Annotated in this window: 16 protein-coding genes and 1 pseudogene; 13 read left to right on the forward strand and 4 right to left on the reverse strand. The window is 41.8% G+C overall.

What is annotated here, in order from left to right:
• Positions 1-406 precede the first annotated feature (406 nt).
• Complete coding sequence (locus AXK38_01555; protein AMH89597.1) at positions 407-1,219, reverse strand: HAD family hydrolase; 813 nt, start codon at positions 1,217-1,219, stop codon at positions 407-409.
• A 304-nt stretch (positions 1,220-1,523) separates the two neighbouring features.
• Between AXK38_01555 and AXK38_01560 the strand changes: the two genes are divergently transcribed.
• The 6 genes from AXK38_01560 (at position 1,524) to AXK38_01585 (ending at position 7,491) form a co-directional block, all read left to right on the forward strand.
• Positions 1,524-2,942 (forward strand): guanine permease, encoded by a 1,419-nt coding sequence (locus AXK38_01560; protein ID AMH88040.1) that lies wholly within the window; start codon positions 1,524-1,526, stop codon positions 2,940-2,942.
• A 52-nt stretch (positions 2,943-2,994) separates the two neighbouring features.
• A complete protein-coding gene (locus AXK38_01565; protein AMH88041.1) occupies positions 2,995-3,702 on the forward strand; it encodes a CAAX protease in 708 nt (235 codons plus the stop codon).
• Between the two features lie 93 nt (positions 3,703-3,795).
• Positions 3,796-4,776 (forward strand): dihydropteroate synthase, encoded by a 981-nt coding sequence (locus tag AXK38_01570; protein AMH88042.1) that lies wholly within the window; start codon positions 3,796-3,798, stop codon positions 4,774-4,776.
• Position 4,777: 1 nt separating this feature from the next.
• The gene (locus AXK38_01575; GenBank protein ID AMH88043.1) at positions 4,778-6,100 is read left to right on the forward strand and encodes a dihydrofolate synthase; all 1,323 of its coding nucleotides are present in this window, start codon (positions 4,778-4,780) and stop codon (positions 6,098-6,100) included.
• Positions 6,081-6,635: a GTP cyclohydrolase I gene (locus AXK38_01580; protein ID AMH88044.1), complete on the forward strand. Its 555-nt coding sequence runs from the start codon at positions 6,081-6,083 to the stop codon at positions 6,633-6,635. The genes AXK38_01575 and AXK38_01580 overlap by 20 nt, the downstream gene beginning before the upstream one ends.
• Positions 6,636-6,678: 43 nt before the next feature.
• A complete protein-coding gene (locus AXK38_01585) occupies positions 6,679-7,491 on the forward strand; it encodes a 2-amino-4-hydroxy-6-hydroxymethyldihydropteridine pyrophosphokinase (GenBank protein ID AMH88045.1) in 813 nt (270 codons plus the stop codon).
• Positions 7,492-7,533: 42 nt separating this feature from the next.
• Here AXK38_01585 and AXK38_01590 read toward each other — a convergent pair whose 3' ends face one another.
• A complete protein-coding gene (locus tag AXK38_01590; GenBank protein AMH88046.1) occupies positions 7,534-7,851 on the reverse strand; it encodes a GTP cyclohydrolase in 318 nt (105 codons plus the stop codon).
• Positions 7,852-8,088: 237 nt separating this feature from the next.
• On the opposite strand from AXK38_01590, the gene AXK38_01595 reads away from it, so the two are divergent.
• Both AXK38_01595 and AXK38_01600 read left to right on the forward strand, forming a co-directional pair.
• Positions 8,089-9,099, forward strand: a complete 1,011-nt coding sequence (locus tag AXK38_01595; GenBank protein AMH88047.1) for a catabolite control protein A — start codon at positions 8,089-8,091, stop codon at positions 9,097-9,099.
• A gap of 61 nt (positions 9,100-9,160) precedes the next feature.
• A complete protein-coding gene (locus AXK38_01600) occupies positions 9,161-9,307 on the forward strand; it encodes a hypothetical protein (GenBank protein ID AMH88048.1) in 147 nt (48 codons plus the stop codon).
• Here AXK38_01600 and AXK38_01605 read toward each other — a convergent pair.
• Positions 9,304-10,266 carry an L-asparaginase gene (locus tag AXK38_01605; GenBank protein ID AMH88049.1) on the reverse strand — a complete coding sequence of 321 codons (963 nt, stop codon included), beginning with the start codon at positions 10,264-10,266 and terminating at the stop codon, positions 9,304-9,306. The genes AXK38_01600 and AXK38_01605 overlap by 4 nt on opposite strands.
• A 65-nt stretch (positions 10,267-10,331) precedes the next feature.
• Here AXK38_01605 and AXK38_01610 point away from each other — a divergent pair, with 65 nt between their 5' ends.
• Positions 10,332-11,723 carry an alanine aminotransferase gene (locus AXK38_01610; GenBank protein ID AMH88050.1) on the forward strand — a complete coding sequence of 464 codons (1,392 nt, stop codon included), beginning with the start codon at positions 10,332-10,334 and terminating at the stop codon, positions 11,721-11,723.
• Between the two features lie 182 nt (positions 11,724-11,905).
• Here the strand turns inward: AXK38_01610 and AXK38_01615 are convergent, their stop codons facing one another.
• Complete coding sequence (locus AXK38_01615; protein ID AMH88051.1) at positions 11,906-12,358, reverse strand: universal stress protein UspA; 453 nt, start codon at positions 12,356-12,358, stop codon at positions 11,906-11,908.
• A gap of 164 nt (positions 12,359-12,522) precedes the next feature.
• Here AXK38_01615 and AXK38_01620 point away from each other — a divergent pair.
• From AXK38_01620 to AXK38_01635, 4 genes and pseudogenes are all read left to right on the forward strand, one after another.
• A pseudogene (locus AXK38_01620) lies at positions 12,523-12,823 on the forward strand (hypothetical protein).
• A 155-nt stretch (positions 12,824-12,978) separates the two neighbouring features.
• Entirely contained in the window at positions 12,979-14,193 is a 1,215-nt protein-coding gene (locus AXK38_01625) for an aminotransferase (protein ID AMH88052.1), read from the forward strand.
• 154 nt (positions 14,194-14,347) lie between these two features.
• Positions 14,348-14,482, forward strand: coding sequence for a 50S ribosomal protein L34 (locus tag AXK38_01630; GenBank protein ID AMH88053.1), 135 nt, complete (start codon positions 14,348-14,350; stop codon positions 14,480-14,482).
• 137 nt (positions 14,483-14,619) lie between these two features.
• Complete coding sequence (locus AXK38_01635) at positions 14,620-16,584, forward strand: peptide ABC transporter ATP-binding protein (GenBank protein AMH88054.1); 1,965 nt, start codon at positions 14,620-14,622, stop codon at positions 16,582-16,584.
• The last annotated feature ends 72 nt before the right edge of the window (positions 16,585-16,656 follow it).

Consider the following 16,656-nt stretch of genomic DNA (forward strand, 5'->3'; position numbering starts at 1 on the left):
ATTGACCGAGAACAGGGATAACGGGACTGGATTGATTTTGTGTCAACAGAGTCGAGTATGACGAGCTCTCTTGTATTTATATGTGAATTATATCACAAAAGAAAGCCTTTTCCAAGGTTTTGGAGGTAAAAAATAGAACAATCGATTAACTGGTTGATGAGACTGTGAAAAGAACACAAAGACCAGCTTGCAAGCTGGTCATACTCTTCGAAAATCTATTCAAACCACGTCAGCTTCGCCTTGCCGTATATATATGTTACTGACTTCGTCAGTTCTATCTGCAACCTCAAAACAGTGTTTTGAGCTGACTTCGTCAGTTTCATCTACAACCTCAAAGCAGTGCTTTGAGCAACCTACGGCTAGCTTCCTAGTTTGCTCTTTGATTTTCATTGAGTATCAGTATAGGTTATAAGAATAAATCTTGCAGGGTTTTGGCAACCCCATCTTGGTCATTTGTCAGGGAAATTTGCTCATCTGCATAAGGGAGTAAGTCTGGATTGGCATTTTTCATGGCATAGCCCTTACCAGCAAAAGCTAGCATTTCGGTATCATTGTGTTCATCTCCAAAGGCAATCAAATCCTTTTTGTCACGGTTCATTACCTTGAGCAAGTAGTCCAAAGCAAAGGCCTTATTAACCCCTTTGGGTGTACACTCAAGGATATTGAGCGGACCTCCCCAGGTATTAATAGAAAGTTGATGCTGGTAGAAGGCGTTCATTTCTTTTGCCAAGGCATATTTGTCACTGGCTCTGGTCTGCAACAGGATACAGTTAGGATCCTTGGTTACCAACTCAGGCTGAAATCGATCTTCAGGCTGGAAAGCTTCTACACCAAATAGTTTGGGATTGGCAATTTCTTCATTAGGATTTGTAATGTAGAATTTTTTACGATATTCTCCAGCGATAAAATCGGCTTGAATGTCCTCTGAACGTTGAACCATATCTAGCAGATATTTTTTGTCTACCGTCAAACACTTTTCAAAGTTCCAAACTTGGTCTGGTAAATGAGTAAGGGAGCCGTTGAAATTAATCATAGGAGTGTCTAAGCCTAGTTCACGGTAGAAATCTTTTGACATGCGGTAAGGGCGACCTGTCGTAATAATAACCTGATGCCCTTTTTCAGTAACTTTTTTAATAGTTTCTTTGGTGAAGTCAGAAATCTGACTGTCTGAGTTGAGTAGGGTTCCATCCAGGTCAACTGCAATAATTTTCTTCGTCATATGGACCTTTCTAGTGTCTTTCCAGATAATACTCTTCGAACATCTCTTCAAACCAAGTCGGTTTCCATTTGCAACCTCAAAACACTGTTTTGAAAAGCCTGCAGCTAGTTTCCTAGTTTGCTCTTTGATTTTCATTGAGTATAAGATGTCTTCTATTATAACAAAAAGCAGACAGAAAAGCAGATTCCAAACAAAAATTGGAATTCCATCAATTTCTTAAATAAATTAAACAAAGATATTGAAAAAGTGAATGATAAATGATATAATACAGATATTGTTCGTAAAAATTAAAAGGAGATTGATAATGGACAAATTATTTAAACTAAAAGAGAACGGTACAGACGTTCGTACAGAGGTTCTCGCTGGTTTAACAACTTTCTTTGCAATGAGTTATATTCTCTTTGTAAACCCACAAATTCTTTCGCAAACAGGAATGCCTGCTCAGGGTGTATTCCTCGCAACAATTATCGGTGCAGTTGCTGGTACCCTGATGATGGCCTTCTACGCCAACTTACCTTATGCTCAAGCACCAGGTATGGGTCTTAACGCCTTCTTTACATTTACAGTTGTATTCGGGCTTGGTTATTCATGGCAAGAAGCCTTGGCTATGGTCTTCATCTGTGGAATTATCTCATTGATTATTACCTTGACAAATGTTCGTAAAATGATCATTGAATCGATTCCAAATGCCCTTCGCTCAGCTATTTCAGCTGGTATCGGTGTTTTTCTTGCCTACGTGGGAATTAAGAATGCTGGACTTTTGAAATTTACGATTGATCCAGGAAACTATACTGTTGTAGGAGAAGGGGCTGACAAAGCTCAAGCAACGATTGCAGCAAACTCTTCAGCAGTTCCAGGATTGGTCAGCTTTAATAATCCAGCTGTTTTGGTGGCTCTTGCAGGACTTGTCATTACTATCTTCTTTGTTATCAAAGGGATTAAAGGGGGAATTATTCTCTCTATCTTGACAACAACTGTTCTTGCTATTGCAGTTGGTTTGGTAGATTTGTCTAGTATCGATTTTGCTAACAACCATGTTGGTGCAGCCTTTGAAGACTTGAAGACAGTCTTTGGTGCGGCTCTTGGTTCAGAAGGTTTGGGAGCTTTGATTTCAGATACAGCTCGCTTGCCTGAAACTCTGATGGCTATTCTTGCCTTCTCGTTGACAGATATTTTTGATACAATTGGTACTTTGATCGGTACTGGTGAAAAAGTTGGTATCGTAGCGACAAATGGTGAAAATCACCAATCAGCTAAGTTGGACAAGGCTCTTTACTCTGACTTGATTGGTACTTCAATTGGTGCCATCGCTGGTACTTCGAACGTAACGACTTATGTTGAGTCTGCTGCTGGTATCGGTGCAGGTGGACGTACTGGTTTGACAGCCTTGGTCGTGGCAATCTGTTTTGCGATCTCAAGCTTCTTTAGCCCACTTCTAGCGATTGTACCAACAGCCGCTACAGCTCCAATCTTGATTATCGTTGGAATTATGATGTTGGCTAGCTTGAAAAATATCCATTGGGATGATATGGCTGAAGCGGTTCCTGCCTTCTTCACATCTATCTTTATGGGATTCAGCTACTCTATCACTCAAGGGATTGCAGTTGGTTTCTTGACTTACACTTTGACTAAGCTTGTCAAAGGTCAAGCTAAAGATGTTCATGTAATGATTTGGATTTTGGATGCCTTGTTTATCCTTAACTACATCAGCATGGCCTTATAATAGGATAACCCAGGGGGACTTTCCCCCTTTTTTAATACAAAGGAGATAGGTGATGAAAGAGAAAAGTATCTGGAAAGAATTATTGAATCGTGCAGGTTGGCTGTTAATCTTTCTGCTAGCGACAATTTTATATCAGATTCCTATAGGGGTTACTGCTATTTTAACTTTAAATGCAGTACCATTGTTACAGTCAGGACTGATGGTTGCTGGTATTTCGATTGTGGTTTTGGGACTATTTATTTTTGGAGCTCGTAAAACGCAATTAGCTAGTTTTAATTTTTCTTTTTTTAAAGCTAAGGATCTGGCACGTTTGGGCTTGAGTTATTTAGTTATTTTAGGGTCAAATATACTAGGTTCTATCTTGCTACAACTGTCAAATGAGACGACAACAGCTAACCAGTCTCAGATTAACGATATGGTTCAGAATAGTTCGTTGATTTCTAGCTTTTTCTTGCTGGCCTTGCTGGCTCCGATTTGTGAGGAAATCTTGTGCCGTGGGATTGTCCCTAAAAAGATTTTCCGAGGCAAGGAGAACTTGGGATTTATAGTAGGTACGATTGTGTTTGCTTTATTGCACCAACCAAGTAATTTACCTTCTTTATTGATTTATGGAGGTATGTCAATCGTTCTATCTTGGACAGCTTACAAGACACAACGTTTGGAAATGTCTATCTTGCTTCACATGATTGTTAATGGGGTAGCCTTCTGTTTATTGGCACTTGTGGTGATTTTGAGTCGGACATTAGGGATTTCTGTTTAAGATTTTTGACAATTGCTTACTTGTTTCTACTGGGAAAAAGATGAATGCAATCGTGTCCATCTTTTTCTTTTTATGGTAAAATAGAGAAATAATATGGTGAAAAGCCTTGAGGGAGTGACCGATATGTCAAGTAAAACCAATCATGCAAAGACAGCTATTTGCGGAATTATCAATGTAACCCCAGACTCCTTTTCGGATGGTGGTCAATTTTTTGCTCTTGAGCAGGCGCTCCAGCAGGCTCGTAAATTGATAGCAGAAGGGGCTAGTATGCTAGATATCGGCGGAGAATCGACTCGGCCGCGGCCGGGAAGTAGTTATGTTGAGATAGAAGAGGAAATCCAGCGTGTTGTTCCAGTGATCAAAGCTATTCGCAAGGAAAGTGATGTCCTCATCTCTATTGATACTTGGAAGAGTCAAGTAGCAGAAGCTGCTTTGGCTGCTGGTGCCAATCTAGTCAATGATATCACTGGTCTTATGGGTGATGAGAAAATGGCCCATGAGGTTGCTAAGGCTGGTGCGAAAGTAGTCATTATGTTTAATCCAGTCATGGCACGACCTCAGCACCCTAGCTCGCTCATCTTCCCTCATTTTGGCTTTGGTCAAGCTTTTACAGAAAAAGAGTTAGCTGACTTTGAAAAATTGCCAATCGAAGAGTTGATGGAGACTTTTTTTGAACGAGCACTAGCGAGAGCAGAGGAAGCTGGGATTGCTCAAGAAAACATCCTGCTGGATTCAGGAATTGGCTTTGGTCTGACCAAGAAAGAAAATCTGCTTCTTTTACGGGATCTGGATAAACTACATCAGAAAGGCTATCCAATCTTTCTCGGAGTGTCGCGCAAGCGGTTTGTCATCAATATTCTTGAAGAAAATGGTTTTGAAGTCAATCCTGAGACAGAACTTGGTTTCCGCAATCGAGATACGGCTTCGGCTCATGTAACTAGTATTGCTGCAAGACAGGGGGTAGAAGTGGTACGAGTGCATGACGTAGCTAGTCACAAGATGGCGGTTGAAATTGCCTCCGCTATTCGTCTGGCTGATGAAGCGGAAAATTTAGATTTAAAACAATATAAATAAGATGAAAGAAATTGAAAACAATCAGTGGATTACTAATTATCGGACGGACCAACCGCATTTTGGCTTGGAACGCATGGTGGAACTGTTAGCTTTGCGAGGCAATCCCCATCTCAAACTCAAGGTCATCCATATCGGAGGGACCAATGGCAAGGGTTCGACCATTGCTTTTTTGAAAAATATGCTAGAAAAGATGGGGCTGAGAGTTGGCGTGTTTAGCTCGCCCTATCTCATTCATTACACAGATCAGATTAGCATCAATAGGGAATCTATCCCAGAGGCTAGACTAGAAGCCCTCATGGCAGACTATCAGTCTTTGCTGGAAGGGGAAGCGGCCGCTAATTTACAGGGCACAACCGAGTTTGAGATTATCACAGCCATAGCCTATGACTACTTTGCCTCAGAGCAAGTAGATGTGGCTATTATGGAAGTCGGCATGGGTGGACTTTTAGATAGTACCAATGTCTGTCAGCCCATTTTAACAGGAATTACGACTATTGGACTGGACCATGTAGCCCTACTTGGTGACACCCTGGAAGCCATAGCAGAGCAGAAAGCTGGTATTATCAAACAAGGTATTCCCTTGGTGACAGGTCGTATCGCTCCAGAAGCTTTGGCTATGATTGACCGCATTGCGGAAGGGAAAGATGCGTCGAGACTTGCCTACGGGGCAAATTATCATGTCAGTCATCAAAAGAGTGTGATGACAGGGGAAGTCTTTGATTATACTAGCTCTCTCAGACAAGGTCGCTTCCAGACTGGCCTGCTTGGTTTGCACCAGATAGAGAATGCTGGGATGGCCATAGCTTTACTTGATACTTTTTGTCAAGAGGATGGTCGAGAACTAGCAAGTAATGACTTGCTTGCTCAGGCCTTGGAAGAAACAAGTTGGCCGGGGCGCTTGGAAGTTGTGTCTAGAGACCCCTTGATGATTTTGGATGGGGCCCATAACCCTCATGCCATCAAGGCTTTATTGGCAACCTTGCAAGAACGCTTTGCAGATTATCACAAGGAAATCCTCTTTACTTGTATCAAAACCAAGGCCTTGGAGGATATGTTGGACTTGCTGGGGACCATGTCAGATACTGAGCTTACCCTGACACATTTTGACGATAGTCGGGCGACTGATGGAAGCGTGCTGGAAGAGGCAGCTAAGTCTAGAAATCTCAGCTACAGAGATTGGCAGGATTTTCTAGAGCAGAAATTGATATATAAAAAAGAAGAGAAAAAAACAGTTAGGATTGTCACAGGTTCCTTGTATTTCTTGAGCCAAGTGAGAGCCTATCTGATGGAGAGGAAGAACGAAAATGGATACACAAAAGATTGAAACAGCTGTAAAAATGATTATCGAGGCTGTAGGAGAGGACGCTAATCGCGAGGGTTTGCAGGAGACACCTGCTCGTGTCGCTCGTATGTACCAAGAGATTTTTTCAGGTCTTGGTCAAACAGCGGAGGAACATTTGTCAAAATCCTTTGAGATTATCGACGATAATATGGTGGTAGAAAAGGATATCTTTTTCCATACTATGTGTGAGCACCACTTCTTGCCATTTTATGGTAAAGCGCATATTGCCTACATTCCAGATGGCCGTGTGGCAGGTTTGTCTAAGCTAGCCCGTACGGTTGAAGTTTATTCGAAAAAGCCACAAATTCAAGAACGTTTGAATATCGAAGTGGCCGATGCCTTGATGGACTATCTAGGTGCTAAAGGAGCCTTTGTTGTCATTGAGGCGGAACATATGTGTATGAGCATGCGTGGTGTCAGAAAACCAGGTACTGCAACCTTGACGACAGTAGCTAGGGGTCTATTTGAAACAGATAAGGACCTCCGAGATCAGGCTTATCGTTTAATGGGACTGTAAAAAAGAATCCGCTTTGGGCGGATTTTTCTAGAAAGGACTAGTTATGGATCAACTGCAGATTAAGGATTTGGAAATTTTTGCCTATCATGGTCTTTTTCCCAGTGAGAAGGAATTGGGGCAGAAATTTGTCGTTTCAGCCATCCTATCCTATGATATGACCAAGGCGGCGATAGACTTGGATTTAACGGCCTCTGTCCATTACGGAGAATTGTGTCAGCAGTGGACGACTTGGTTTCAGGAAACAACTGAGGACTTGATTGAAACGGTAGCCTACAAACTGGTAGAACGTACTTTTGAGGCTTATCCTCTGGTTCAAGAGATTGAACTTGAACTCAAAAAACCTTGGGCACCGGTTCATTTGCCACTAGATACTTGTTCGGTGACTATTCATCGTCGTAAGCAACGGGCCTTTATCGCCCTAGGGAGCAATATGGGGGATAAGCAAGCGAACTTGGAGCAAGCCATTGACAAACTGCGAGCTCGTGGCATCCATATTCTCAAAGAATCCAGTGTCTTAGCGACGGAGCCTTGGGGTGGAGTGGAGCAGGATAGCTTTGCCAATCAAGTGGTTGAGGTGGAAACCTGGCTACCAGCACCAGTCTTGTTAGAAACCTTGTTGGCTATTGAGGCAGAGCTGGGACGGGTGAGAGAAATCCATTGGGGACCTCGTTTGATTGATTTGGACTTGCTCTTTGTGGAGGACCAGGTCATTTATACAGACGACCTCATCTTGCCCCATCCTTACATAGCAGAACGCCTTTTTGTTCTTGAGTCTCTACAAGAAATTGCGCCTCATTTTATCCATCCGACATTAAAGCAACCTATTCGCAACTTGTATGATGCTTTGAAAAAATAGAAAAACTCTAGTTTTCAGTCATGTAACTGAAGGCTAGAGTTTTTAAAATAGGTCATTTTCTTCTGGGAGAAGGATAGTTTCTCTACCATCCATGTCTAAAACCAGTACTCTTGGCGGATAAAGAGGGTCAAAAGGATGGTTAAAGTCAAAATCAATGGCTGTAGGGAGGTGTTGGCTTGAAAAGTGGAAGGTAATTTTTCCTTGGTTATTGAGCAATTGAAACTCGAGTTCTTCTTCCAATTCAAAGACATTTTTTAAGAAATGGTCGATGATATACCAAAAAGAATCAATGACATCATCAGGCAAGCTGGTAACAATGCCAAAACTAGCCGATCGCATCTGGGTATTGGTAAAAGCCATATCTCTGCCCCCTTTCTTTTCCCTTATCATACAGCAAATAGGATTAAAAATCAAGAAAAGGCGATTTTTTCTTCATAAACATAGTTTTCTATGAAATTTTTTTCAAACAATCTTCAAAAAATGCTTGAAAGTGTTTACAAATAGTGATAAAATGGAATAAGTAGAATCATGAAAACGAAATTTTCATACCGTCTCTTTTTTGGAGTCTCGTGAGGTATGATATAGAAAGGAAATGGAATGAATACAGACGATACAGTAACGATTTATGATGTCGCCCGTGAAGCAGGGGTTTCAATGGCGACGGTTAGCCGTGTAGTCAATGGCAATAAGAATGTAAAAGAGAACACCCGTAAAAAAGTGCTTGAGGTAATTGATCGTTTGGATTACCGTCCAAATGCCGTGGCGCGTGGTCTTGCAAGCAAAAAGACAACCACTGTCGGTGTTGTGATCCCAAATATTACCAATGGCTACTTCTCAACGCTTGCTAAAGGGATTGATGATATCGCTGAAATGTACAAGTACAATATCGTCCTTGCTAATAGTGATGAGGATGATGATAAGGAAGTTTCAGTTGTCAATACACTGTTTTCTAAGCAAGTGGATGGTATCATCTTTATGGGTTACCACTTGACTGAAAAAATTCGTTCAGAGTTTTCTAGATCTCGGACACCGGTTGTTCTTGCGGGAACAGTGGATGTAGAACACCAACTTCCGAGTGTTAATATTGACTACAAACAAGCTACGATTGACGCAGTGACCTACCTTGCTAAAGAAAACGAACGCATTGCTTTTGTTAGCGGTCCACTAGTAGATGACATCAATGGTAAGGTTCGTTTGGTTGGCTACAAGGAAGCCTTGAAAAAAGCAGGTATTTCTTATAGCGAAGGATTGGTATTTGAGTCTAAATACACTTATGAAGATGGCTATGCCTTGGCAGAGCGTTTAATTTCATCAAACGCAACTGCAGCAGTTGTAACCGGTGATGAATTGGCTGCAGGTGTCTTGAATGGTTTGGCTGACCACGGTGTATCAGTACCGGAAGAGTTTGAAATCATTACTAGTGATGATTCACAAATCTCACGTTTTACCCGTCCAAACTTGACAACTATTGCCCAACCTCTTTATGACCTTGGTGCTATTAGTATGCGTATGTTGACTAAGATTATGCACAAGGAAGAGTTGGAAGAACGTGAAGTTCTCTTGCCTCATGGTTTGACAGAACGTCGTTCAACACGAAAACGGAAATAGAAAAAATCAGGGAATCGTGAAGATTTCCTGATTTTGTTTTCTAGAGAAGGAGTTATACGCAATGAAAATCAAAGAGCAAACCAGGAAGCTAGCCGCAGGTTACTCCAAGCACTGCTTTGAGGTTGTAGATAGAACTGACACAGTTAGTAACCATACATACTGTAAGGCGACGCTGACATGGTTTGAAGAGATTTTCGCAGAGTATTAGCCTTCCATATAGTCTTTTAAGGCTTGCCCTGTTAATCCGGCATTGAGGGCGATGAGGAGTTTCAAGCGGGCTTTTTGGGCATTGAGTTCTTTAACAAAGAAAACGCCTGCCTTTTGCAACTGTACGCCTCCGCCTTGGTAGGCATAAACAGGTTCTGCAATACCGTTAAAGCATCGTGAAACCAGGGCTACTGGGATTCCTCTCTGCAGAAGGCTTTCTAATTTTTGAGCCGTTTCTTTGGGAATATTACCAGCTCCGAAGGCTTGGATAATCAAACCGTCCAATTCTTCCAAATCCAGCATATCAATCAGCTCATCTGTCATACCAGCATAAGCCGAGATGATAGGGACTAAGCCTTGTATGTGATCAAGGTCAAAGCGAACACGGGGTTCAGCTGTTTTAAAGTAGAGTATTTCCTGTTTCATAATCAGACCAAGTGGCCCGTGAGTAGGAGTCTGGAAGGTGCTGACGTTGGTCGTATGTGTTTTAGTAACATATTTGGCAGCGTGGATTTCATCGTTCATAACGACCAAAACACCTTTGTCAGCAGCCCTGTCATCGCTAGCCACCCTTAAAGCACTCAGATAATTATAAACACCGTCACTACCGAGTTCGTTGGAGCTGCGCATGGCCCCTGTTAGTACGATAGGCATGTGGGGAACTTCCATGGTGTCAAGGAAATAGGCTGTTTCCTCTAAAGTATCGGTCCCGTGTGTGATCACCACCCCATCGTAGTTAGCAACTTCCTCTTTGATTTTTTTGTAGAGGGCCAGCATATGCTTGGGTTTGATATGGGGGCTTGGCAGGTTAAAAAAGTCTAAGGCGTGGACTTGGATTCCTTCGAGGGGATTGGTGACATGGTTCATGGGATTATCTGAACTAGTCACAACAGCGCCAGAAGCATCGGCCTGCATGGAAATAGTCCCACCCGTATGTAAAACAAGGATTTTCTTAGGCATGATTTACTCACTCTTTCTGAAATGTGGTATAATCATTGTATCACAAAAGGGGAGATTGGGATAGGATGGAAGTCAAAGCTGTTTTTTTTGATATCGATGGAACCTTGGTCAACGATCGCAAGAGTGTTTTGAAATCCACTAAGGACGCGATTAAAATCGTCAAAGAACAAGGGGTACTTGTCGGCGTAGCGACAGGTCGAGGACCTTTTTTTGTTAAGGAATTGATGGACGATTTGGATCTGGACTTTGCGGTAACCTATAATGGACAGTATATCTTTACTAAAGAAAGAGTCTTATTTACGAGCCCAATTTCCAAGTTACATTTGCGCCAGTTAATTAGCTATGCTAAAAAAGAGGGCAAGGAGATTGCCCTAGGGACCAAGGATGCCATGCTGGGGTCTAAAATCATGTCTTTTGGTCTGGGAACTTTTTCTCAACGAATCAGTCGCTTCGTTCCCTCGGTTTTAACTCGGACAGTGAGTCATTCCTTTAATCGTATGGTCAGCAAGGTTGTTCCCCAAAAGGAAGAAGACCTGCTTCACCTGATGAATCAACCTATCTACCAAGTTTTGATGTTGATGACACCAGAAGAATCTGAGAAGGCGGCAGCAGATTTTCAAGACTTGAAATTGACACGTAGCAATCCATTTGCAGCGGATGTCATTAATCAAGGTAATTCTAAATTGGAAGGCATTCGCCGAGTTGGAAAAGAATATGGCTTTGACCTCAACCAAGTCATGGCCTTTGGTGACTCGGATAACGACCTTGAAATGCTGGCTGGTGTCGGTATGTCCGTTGCTATGGGAAATGGTAGTAGCAGTGTTAAGGAAGTGGCCAAGCATATCACAGCCAGCAATCAGCAGGATGGGATCCACAAGGCCTTGGAACATTTTGGTGTTTTGTCTTCAGAAAAAGTCTTTGTCAGCCGTGACTATCATTTCAATAAGGTCAAGACCTTCCACCACATGATGGATGAACGGACCCAAGAAGAGCCTCGAGCTTGGGATTTAGAAGGTGCAACCCATAGGGCTGGCTTTAAGATAGAAGAATTGGTGGAGTTTGTTCGGGCTGCTAGTCCTTCTGAAGAGGACTTTGGTCAAGCTCTATCGCAACTTCATCAGGCCCTTGATAAGGCAGCAGATAAGGTAGCCAAGAAGACACCTGCTCAGCAAGATTTGGTAGGGCAGGTGGATGCCTTGATTGACACGCTTTACTTTACTTATGGCAGTTTTGTCTTGATGGGGGTGGACCCAGAACGTATTTTTGACATTGTCCATCAGGCTAATATGGGGAAAATTTTCCCAGATGGTAAGGCTCATTTCGATCCAGTGACCCACAAAATCTTAAAACCAGATGATTGGGAAGAAAAATATGCTCCAGAACCTGCTATTAAAAAGGAACTGCAGCGCCAACTCAAGGCTTATGAACGCCATAAAGAGAGAAATAATACTCAATGAAAATCAAAGAGCAAACTAGGAAACTAGCCGCAGGCTGCTCAAAGCACTGCTTTGAGGTTGCAGATGAAACTGACGAAGTCAGTAACATATATACGGCAAGGCGACGTTGACGTGGTTTGAAGAGATTTTCGAAGAGTATAAATAGTAAACAAAAAGGAGCTCTGGGCTCCTTTTCTTCATGATTATAAGGTTTTTTCTTGTTCTCTCACAACCAGCAAATCGACCTTAGCATGGCGGAGAATGTATTCAGATGAAGATCCGACCAAGAGGCGTTCAAAGGCGTTGAGACCGGTTGCGCCAACGAGGATGAGGTCCACTTCCTCAGCATCTGGAATAGTACGTGCCAAGAGGGTCTTTGGATTTCCCATTTCAATGACGATATGAACATCTGTCACACCAGCATCTTTCGCACGTTTTTCGTACTCTTTCATCAGACTTTCAGCGTCGACTTGGAGTTCTTCGTAAACTTCAGCATCAAAGGTGGATACGCTTTGGAGTGCGCGTGTGTCAATGACATGAGCGATGGTGAGTTTAGCGTCGTTTCGTAGAGCAGAATGAACTCCCTTGACAAAAGCCAAGTCCGCTTCCTTAGAACCATCGATTGCGACCATAATATTTTGGTAACGTTGTGCCATAATGAAACCTCCTGAAATTTTCTTACTATAATTGTAAACCTTTTCACTATAGAAGTAAAGCAAAAAAAGTATTTTTCAAAAGAATGTTAGCACTTAAAAACTATATAAATATATGATGAAATAAAAGAAAGGATAGTAGGCAAGAAGTGAAGGGAGGAAGAATGATGAAAAACTCTTTTCAAGAAACAAAAAAAATCAAATTTCCTTTATTATGGAATCATCCTAGCTTCAGTCTTGATAGAAGTGATTATGATATGACAATTAGAGAAGCTAATTCCGCTTCTCTATCCAGGTTTTATTGGCTTTTTAGTCTTTCACCTACTCTACCATCTGATATTATTCCTAGTTGCAAAAAGAAGTGGTCGCTGGGATTACTTGATGATATGGGGGCTTTTCCTCATGTTCAATCTTCTCTATGACTCCTTTCTAGGCTTGCTTTTTCTAGGTTTATCTTTTGGTATGTGATGTTTTTTGGCAAAACACCTGCTATCTCTCCTGTCTTGACTTCGCTTTTAGTGAGGCTTTTCTTCCATCTGAATCTAGTAACACATTTCAGTAAACTTGTCGCATTCTCTTTCTAGTGGTATAATGTTACTATCCTGATGAATTGAGGAAACAAGATGAAAGAATATAACAAGTCTAGTAAGTTAGAGCATGTTGCTTATGATATCCGTGGTCCTGTTTTGGAAGAAGCCATGCGAATGCGAGCAAACGGAGAAAAGATTTTACGTCTGAATACAGGAAATCCAGCAGAGTTTGGCTTTACAGCGCCAGATGAGGTCATTCATGACTTGATTATGAATGCGCGTGATAGTGAAGGGTATTCTGACTCTAAAGGGATTTTTTCAGCCCGTAAGGCCATCATGCAGTATTGCCAATTAAAGAAATTCCCAAACGTAGATATTGATGATATTTACCTTGGAAATGGTGTCAGTGAGCTGATTGTTATGTCCATGCAGGGGCTTTTGGATAATGGAGACGAGGTCTTGGTGCCTATGCCAGACTATCCTCTTTGGACAGCTGCTGTCAGCCTAGCTGGGGGAAATGCTGTTCACTACATCTGTGATGAAGCTGCAGAATGGTACCCAGATATTGACGATATCAAGTCAAAAATCACTTCCAATACCAAGGCAATCGTCCTTATCAATCCAAATAACCCAACTGGAGCCCTTTATCCTAAAGAACTCTTGCTGGAGATTATTGAGATTGCCCGTCAAAACGATTTGATTATCTTTGCGGATGAAATTTACGATCGTATGGTAATGGATGGACATGTGCATACGCCTGTGGCAAGCTTGGCACCAGATGTCTTCTGTGTCAGCATGAACGGTTTGTCAAAATCGCACCGTATCGCTGGTTTCCGTGTGGGTTGGATGGTCTTGTCTGGACCTAAGACTCATGTCAAGGGCTATATCGAAGGGCTCAATATGTTGTCCAATATGCGCCTTTGCTCTAACGTTTTGGCCCAACAAGTCGTACAAACTTCTTTGGGAGGCCACCAATCAGTCGATGAATTACTTCTTCCTGGTGGACGAATCTACGAGCAAAGAAATTTCATCTACAATGCTATTCAAGATATTCCAGGTTTGTCTGCCGTTAAACCCAAGGCTGGACTCTATATCTTCCCTAAAATCGACCGCGATATGTACCGCATTGATGATGATGAACAGTTTGTCCTTGATTTCTTGAAGCAGGAAAAGGTTCTCTTGGTTCATGGTCGTGGTTTTAACTGGAAGGAACCAGACCACTTCCGTATCGTTTACCTTCCTCGTGTTGATGAGCTGGCCCAAATCCAAGAAAAGATGACTCGTTTCTTGAAACAGTATCGTAGATAGGGCTTACATCAGAAAAAGCGTTAAAAAGCTGGAAACATTTGCCTAGAGCTATTGACAAAAGTGAAAGAATCAGATAGAATAGTAAAGTATGTTTAGTAACTGATCACTTTATAGCCGGCTAAACGAATACAAAATCTATGAGGAGGTATTCATCGTGAAACGTACTTATCAACCAAGTAAACTTCGTCGTGCGCGCAAACACGGATTCCGTAACCGTATGTCAACTAAAAACGGTCGTCGCGTATTGGCAGCTCGTCGTCGTAAAGGACGCAAAGTTTTGGCTGCATAATCCAAACGAACTATATCAAAAATCAGTAGGAACTCGAGTCTACTGATTTTTATTTTTGTAAAAATGTTCAAAAGGCTTTATATTTTTGCTCAAATGGTGTATAATATTTCACATACTGTAAAAAATGGAGAATAATCATGAAGAAATCAAAAGTTATGCTGTTTGGAGCTATGGCTTTGACAGCAGGTCTAGCTCTAGCAGCGTGTGGATCATCTCAATCAAGTAATGCTGACAAGACTTACTCTTATATCTTTGTCAATAACCCAGATACCTTGGATTATATTACCTCTACCCGAGACTCTACATCTAGTATCACAACCAACTTGATTGATGGTTTGTTGGAAAACGACCAGTATGGCAATCTCATTCCATCTATGGCTGAGTCATGGACTGTGTCAAAAGATGGTTTAACATACACTTATAAGATCCGTCAGGGGGCAAAATGGTACACTTCTGAAGGAGAAGAGTATGCGGATGTAACGGCTCATGACTTTGTGACTGGTCTTAAGTATGCTGCTGATAAAAAGGCTGAAAACTTGTACTTGGTACAAGACTCTATCAAGGGTCTAGCAGACTATGTTGAAGGGAAATCATCTGATTTTGGAACTGTTGGTGTAAAGGCAGTGGATGATTACACTCTCCAATATACCCTCAACCAACCTGAAACTTATTGGAACTCTAAAACAACAGCAAGTATTCTTAGTCCTGTGAATGAAGCCTTCTTGAAGTCTAAGGGAGATGACTTTGGAAGTGTGACACCATCAAGTATCTTGTCAAATGGTCCTTACTTGTTTAAGTCCTTCACATCAAAATCTTTGATTGAGTTTGACAAAAATCCTAATTACTGGGATAAGGACAATGTGAAAATCGAGAAAGTGAAACTCTCTTTCTTTGACGGATCTGACCAAGACAGCATTGCAAGAGGATTCTTGGAAGGCAACTATACAGATGGTCGTATTTTCCCAACAAGTTCAGTCTTTGCTGAACTCAAGAAGGGAAATGAAGACAAGATTACCTATACACCACAAAACTCAGTTACTTTCTATTATCTTTTCAACGTGAATCGTCAAAGCTACAAGCAGACTATGAAACAGTCTGACAAGGAAAAGACAGATTCACGTGTAGCTATGCAAAATAAGGATTTCCGTCAGGCTATCAACTTTGCCTTTGACCGTCATGCTTATGCAGCACAGACAAATGGTGAAGATGGAGCAGACCGTATCTTGCGTAACACGATTACACCAAGTAACTTTGTCCAAGTTGGCGATAAGAACTTCGGTGATATTGTCAATGAAAAAATTGTCAACTATGGTAAAGATTGGGCAAATATCAACCTAAATGATGGTAAGCAAGCCTTCTTGAACCCTGACAAGGCCAAAGAGAAATTTGCCAAGGCCAAAGAAAGTCTGCAAGCTCAAGGAGTAACCTTCCCAATTCATTTGGATATGCCAGTTGACCAGACTGCTAAGTTGGATGTGCAACAGGCCGGATCTTTCAAACAAACAGTGGAAGAAACTCTTGGTAAGGAGAATGTAGTCATCGATGTTATCCAACTTTCTCCAGATGAAAAAGACCAGGCAACCTACTTTGCAGATACAGCAGAACAAAAAGACTACGACATCGACATCTCAGGATGGGGTGGAGACTACTCAGATCCTAAGACTTACCTAGCGATCCTAGATCCAGAGACAGGTTCTCAGTTGAAAAATATGGGCTTGTCTGAAGGAAAAGACAAGGAAGTTAAGGATAAGATTGGTCTTTCTGACTACAAGAAACTCTTGGATGAGGCCGACGCTGAAATCACAGATACTCAAGCCCGCTATGAAAAATATGCTGAAGCCCAAGCTTGGTTGACAGATAGCGCCTTGTTCCTACCAGTTCAAAGTGGTGGAGCCAACCCAATCTTCCGTAAGACTGTACCGTTTACAGGCCCATTCTCATTTGTGGGCCATAAGGGAAATGCAGACAACTATAAATATGTTGAATTGCAAAAAGAGCCAGTAACTGCTAAACAGTACCAAGAACTCTATGAAAAATGGTTAAAAGAAAAAGCTGAGTCAAATAAAAAAGCTCAAGAAGATTTAGCTAACCACATTCAATGATATTCCTAGTCACGCTTTTCAGTTAATACTCTTCGAAAATCTCTTCAAACCACGTCAGCGTTGCCTTACCGT

The organism is Streptococcus mitis (genome assembly GCA_001560895.1).
Lineage (GTDB): Bacteria > Bacillota > Bacilli > Lactobacillales > Streptococcaceae > Streptococcus > Streptococcus mitis_Q.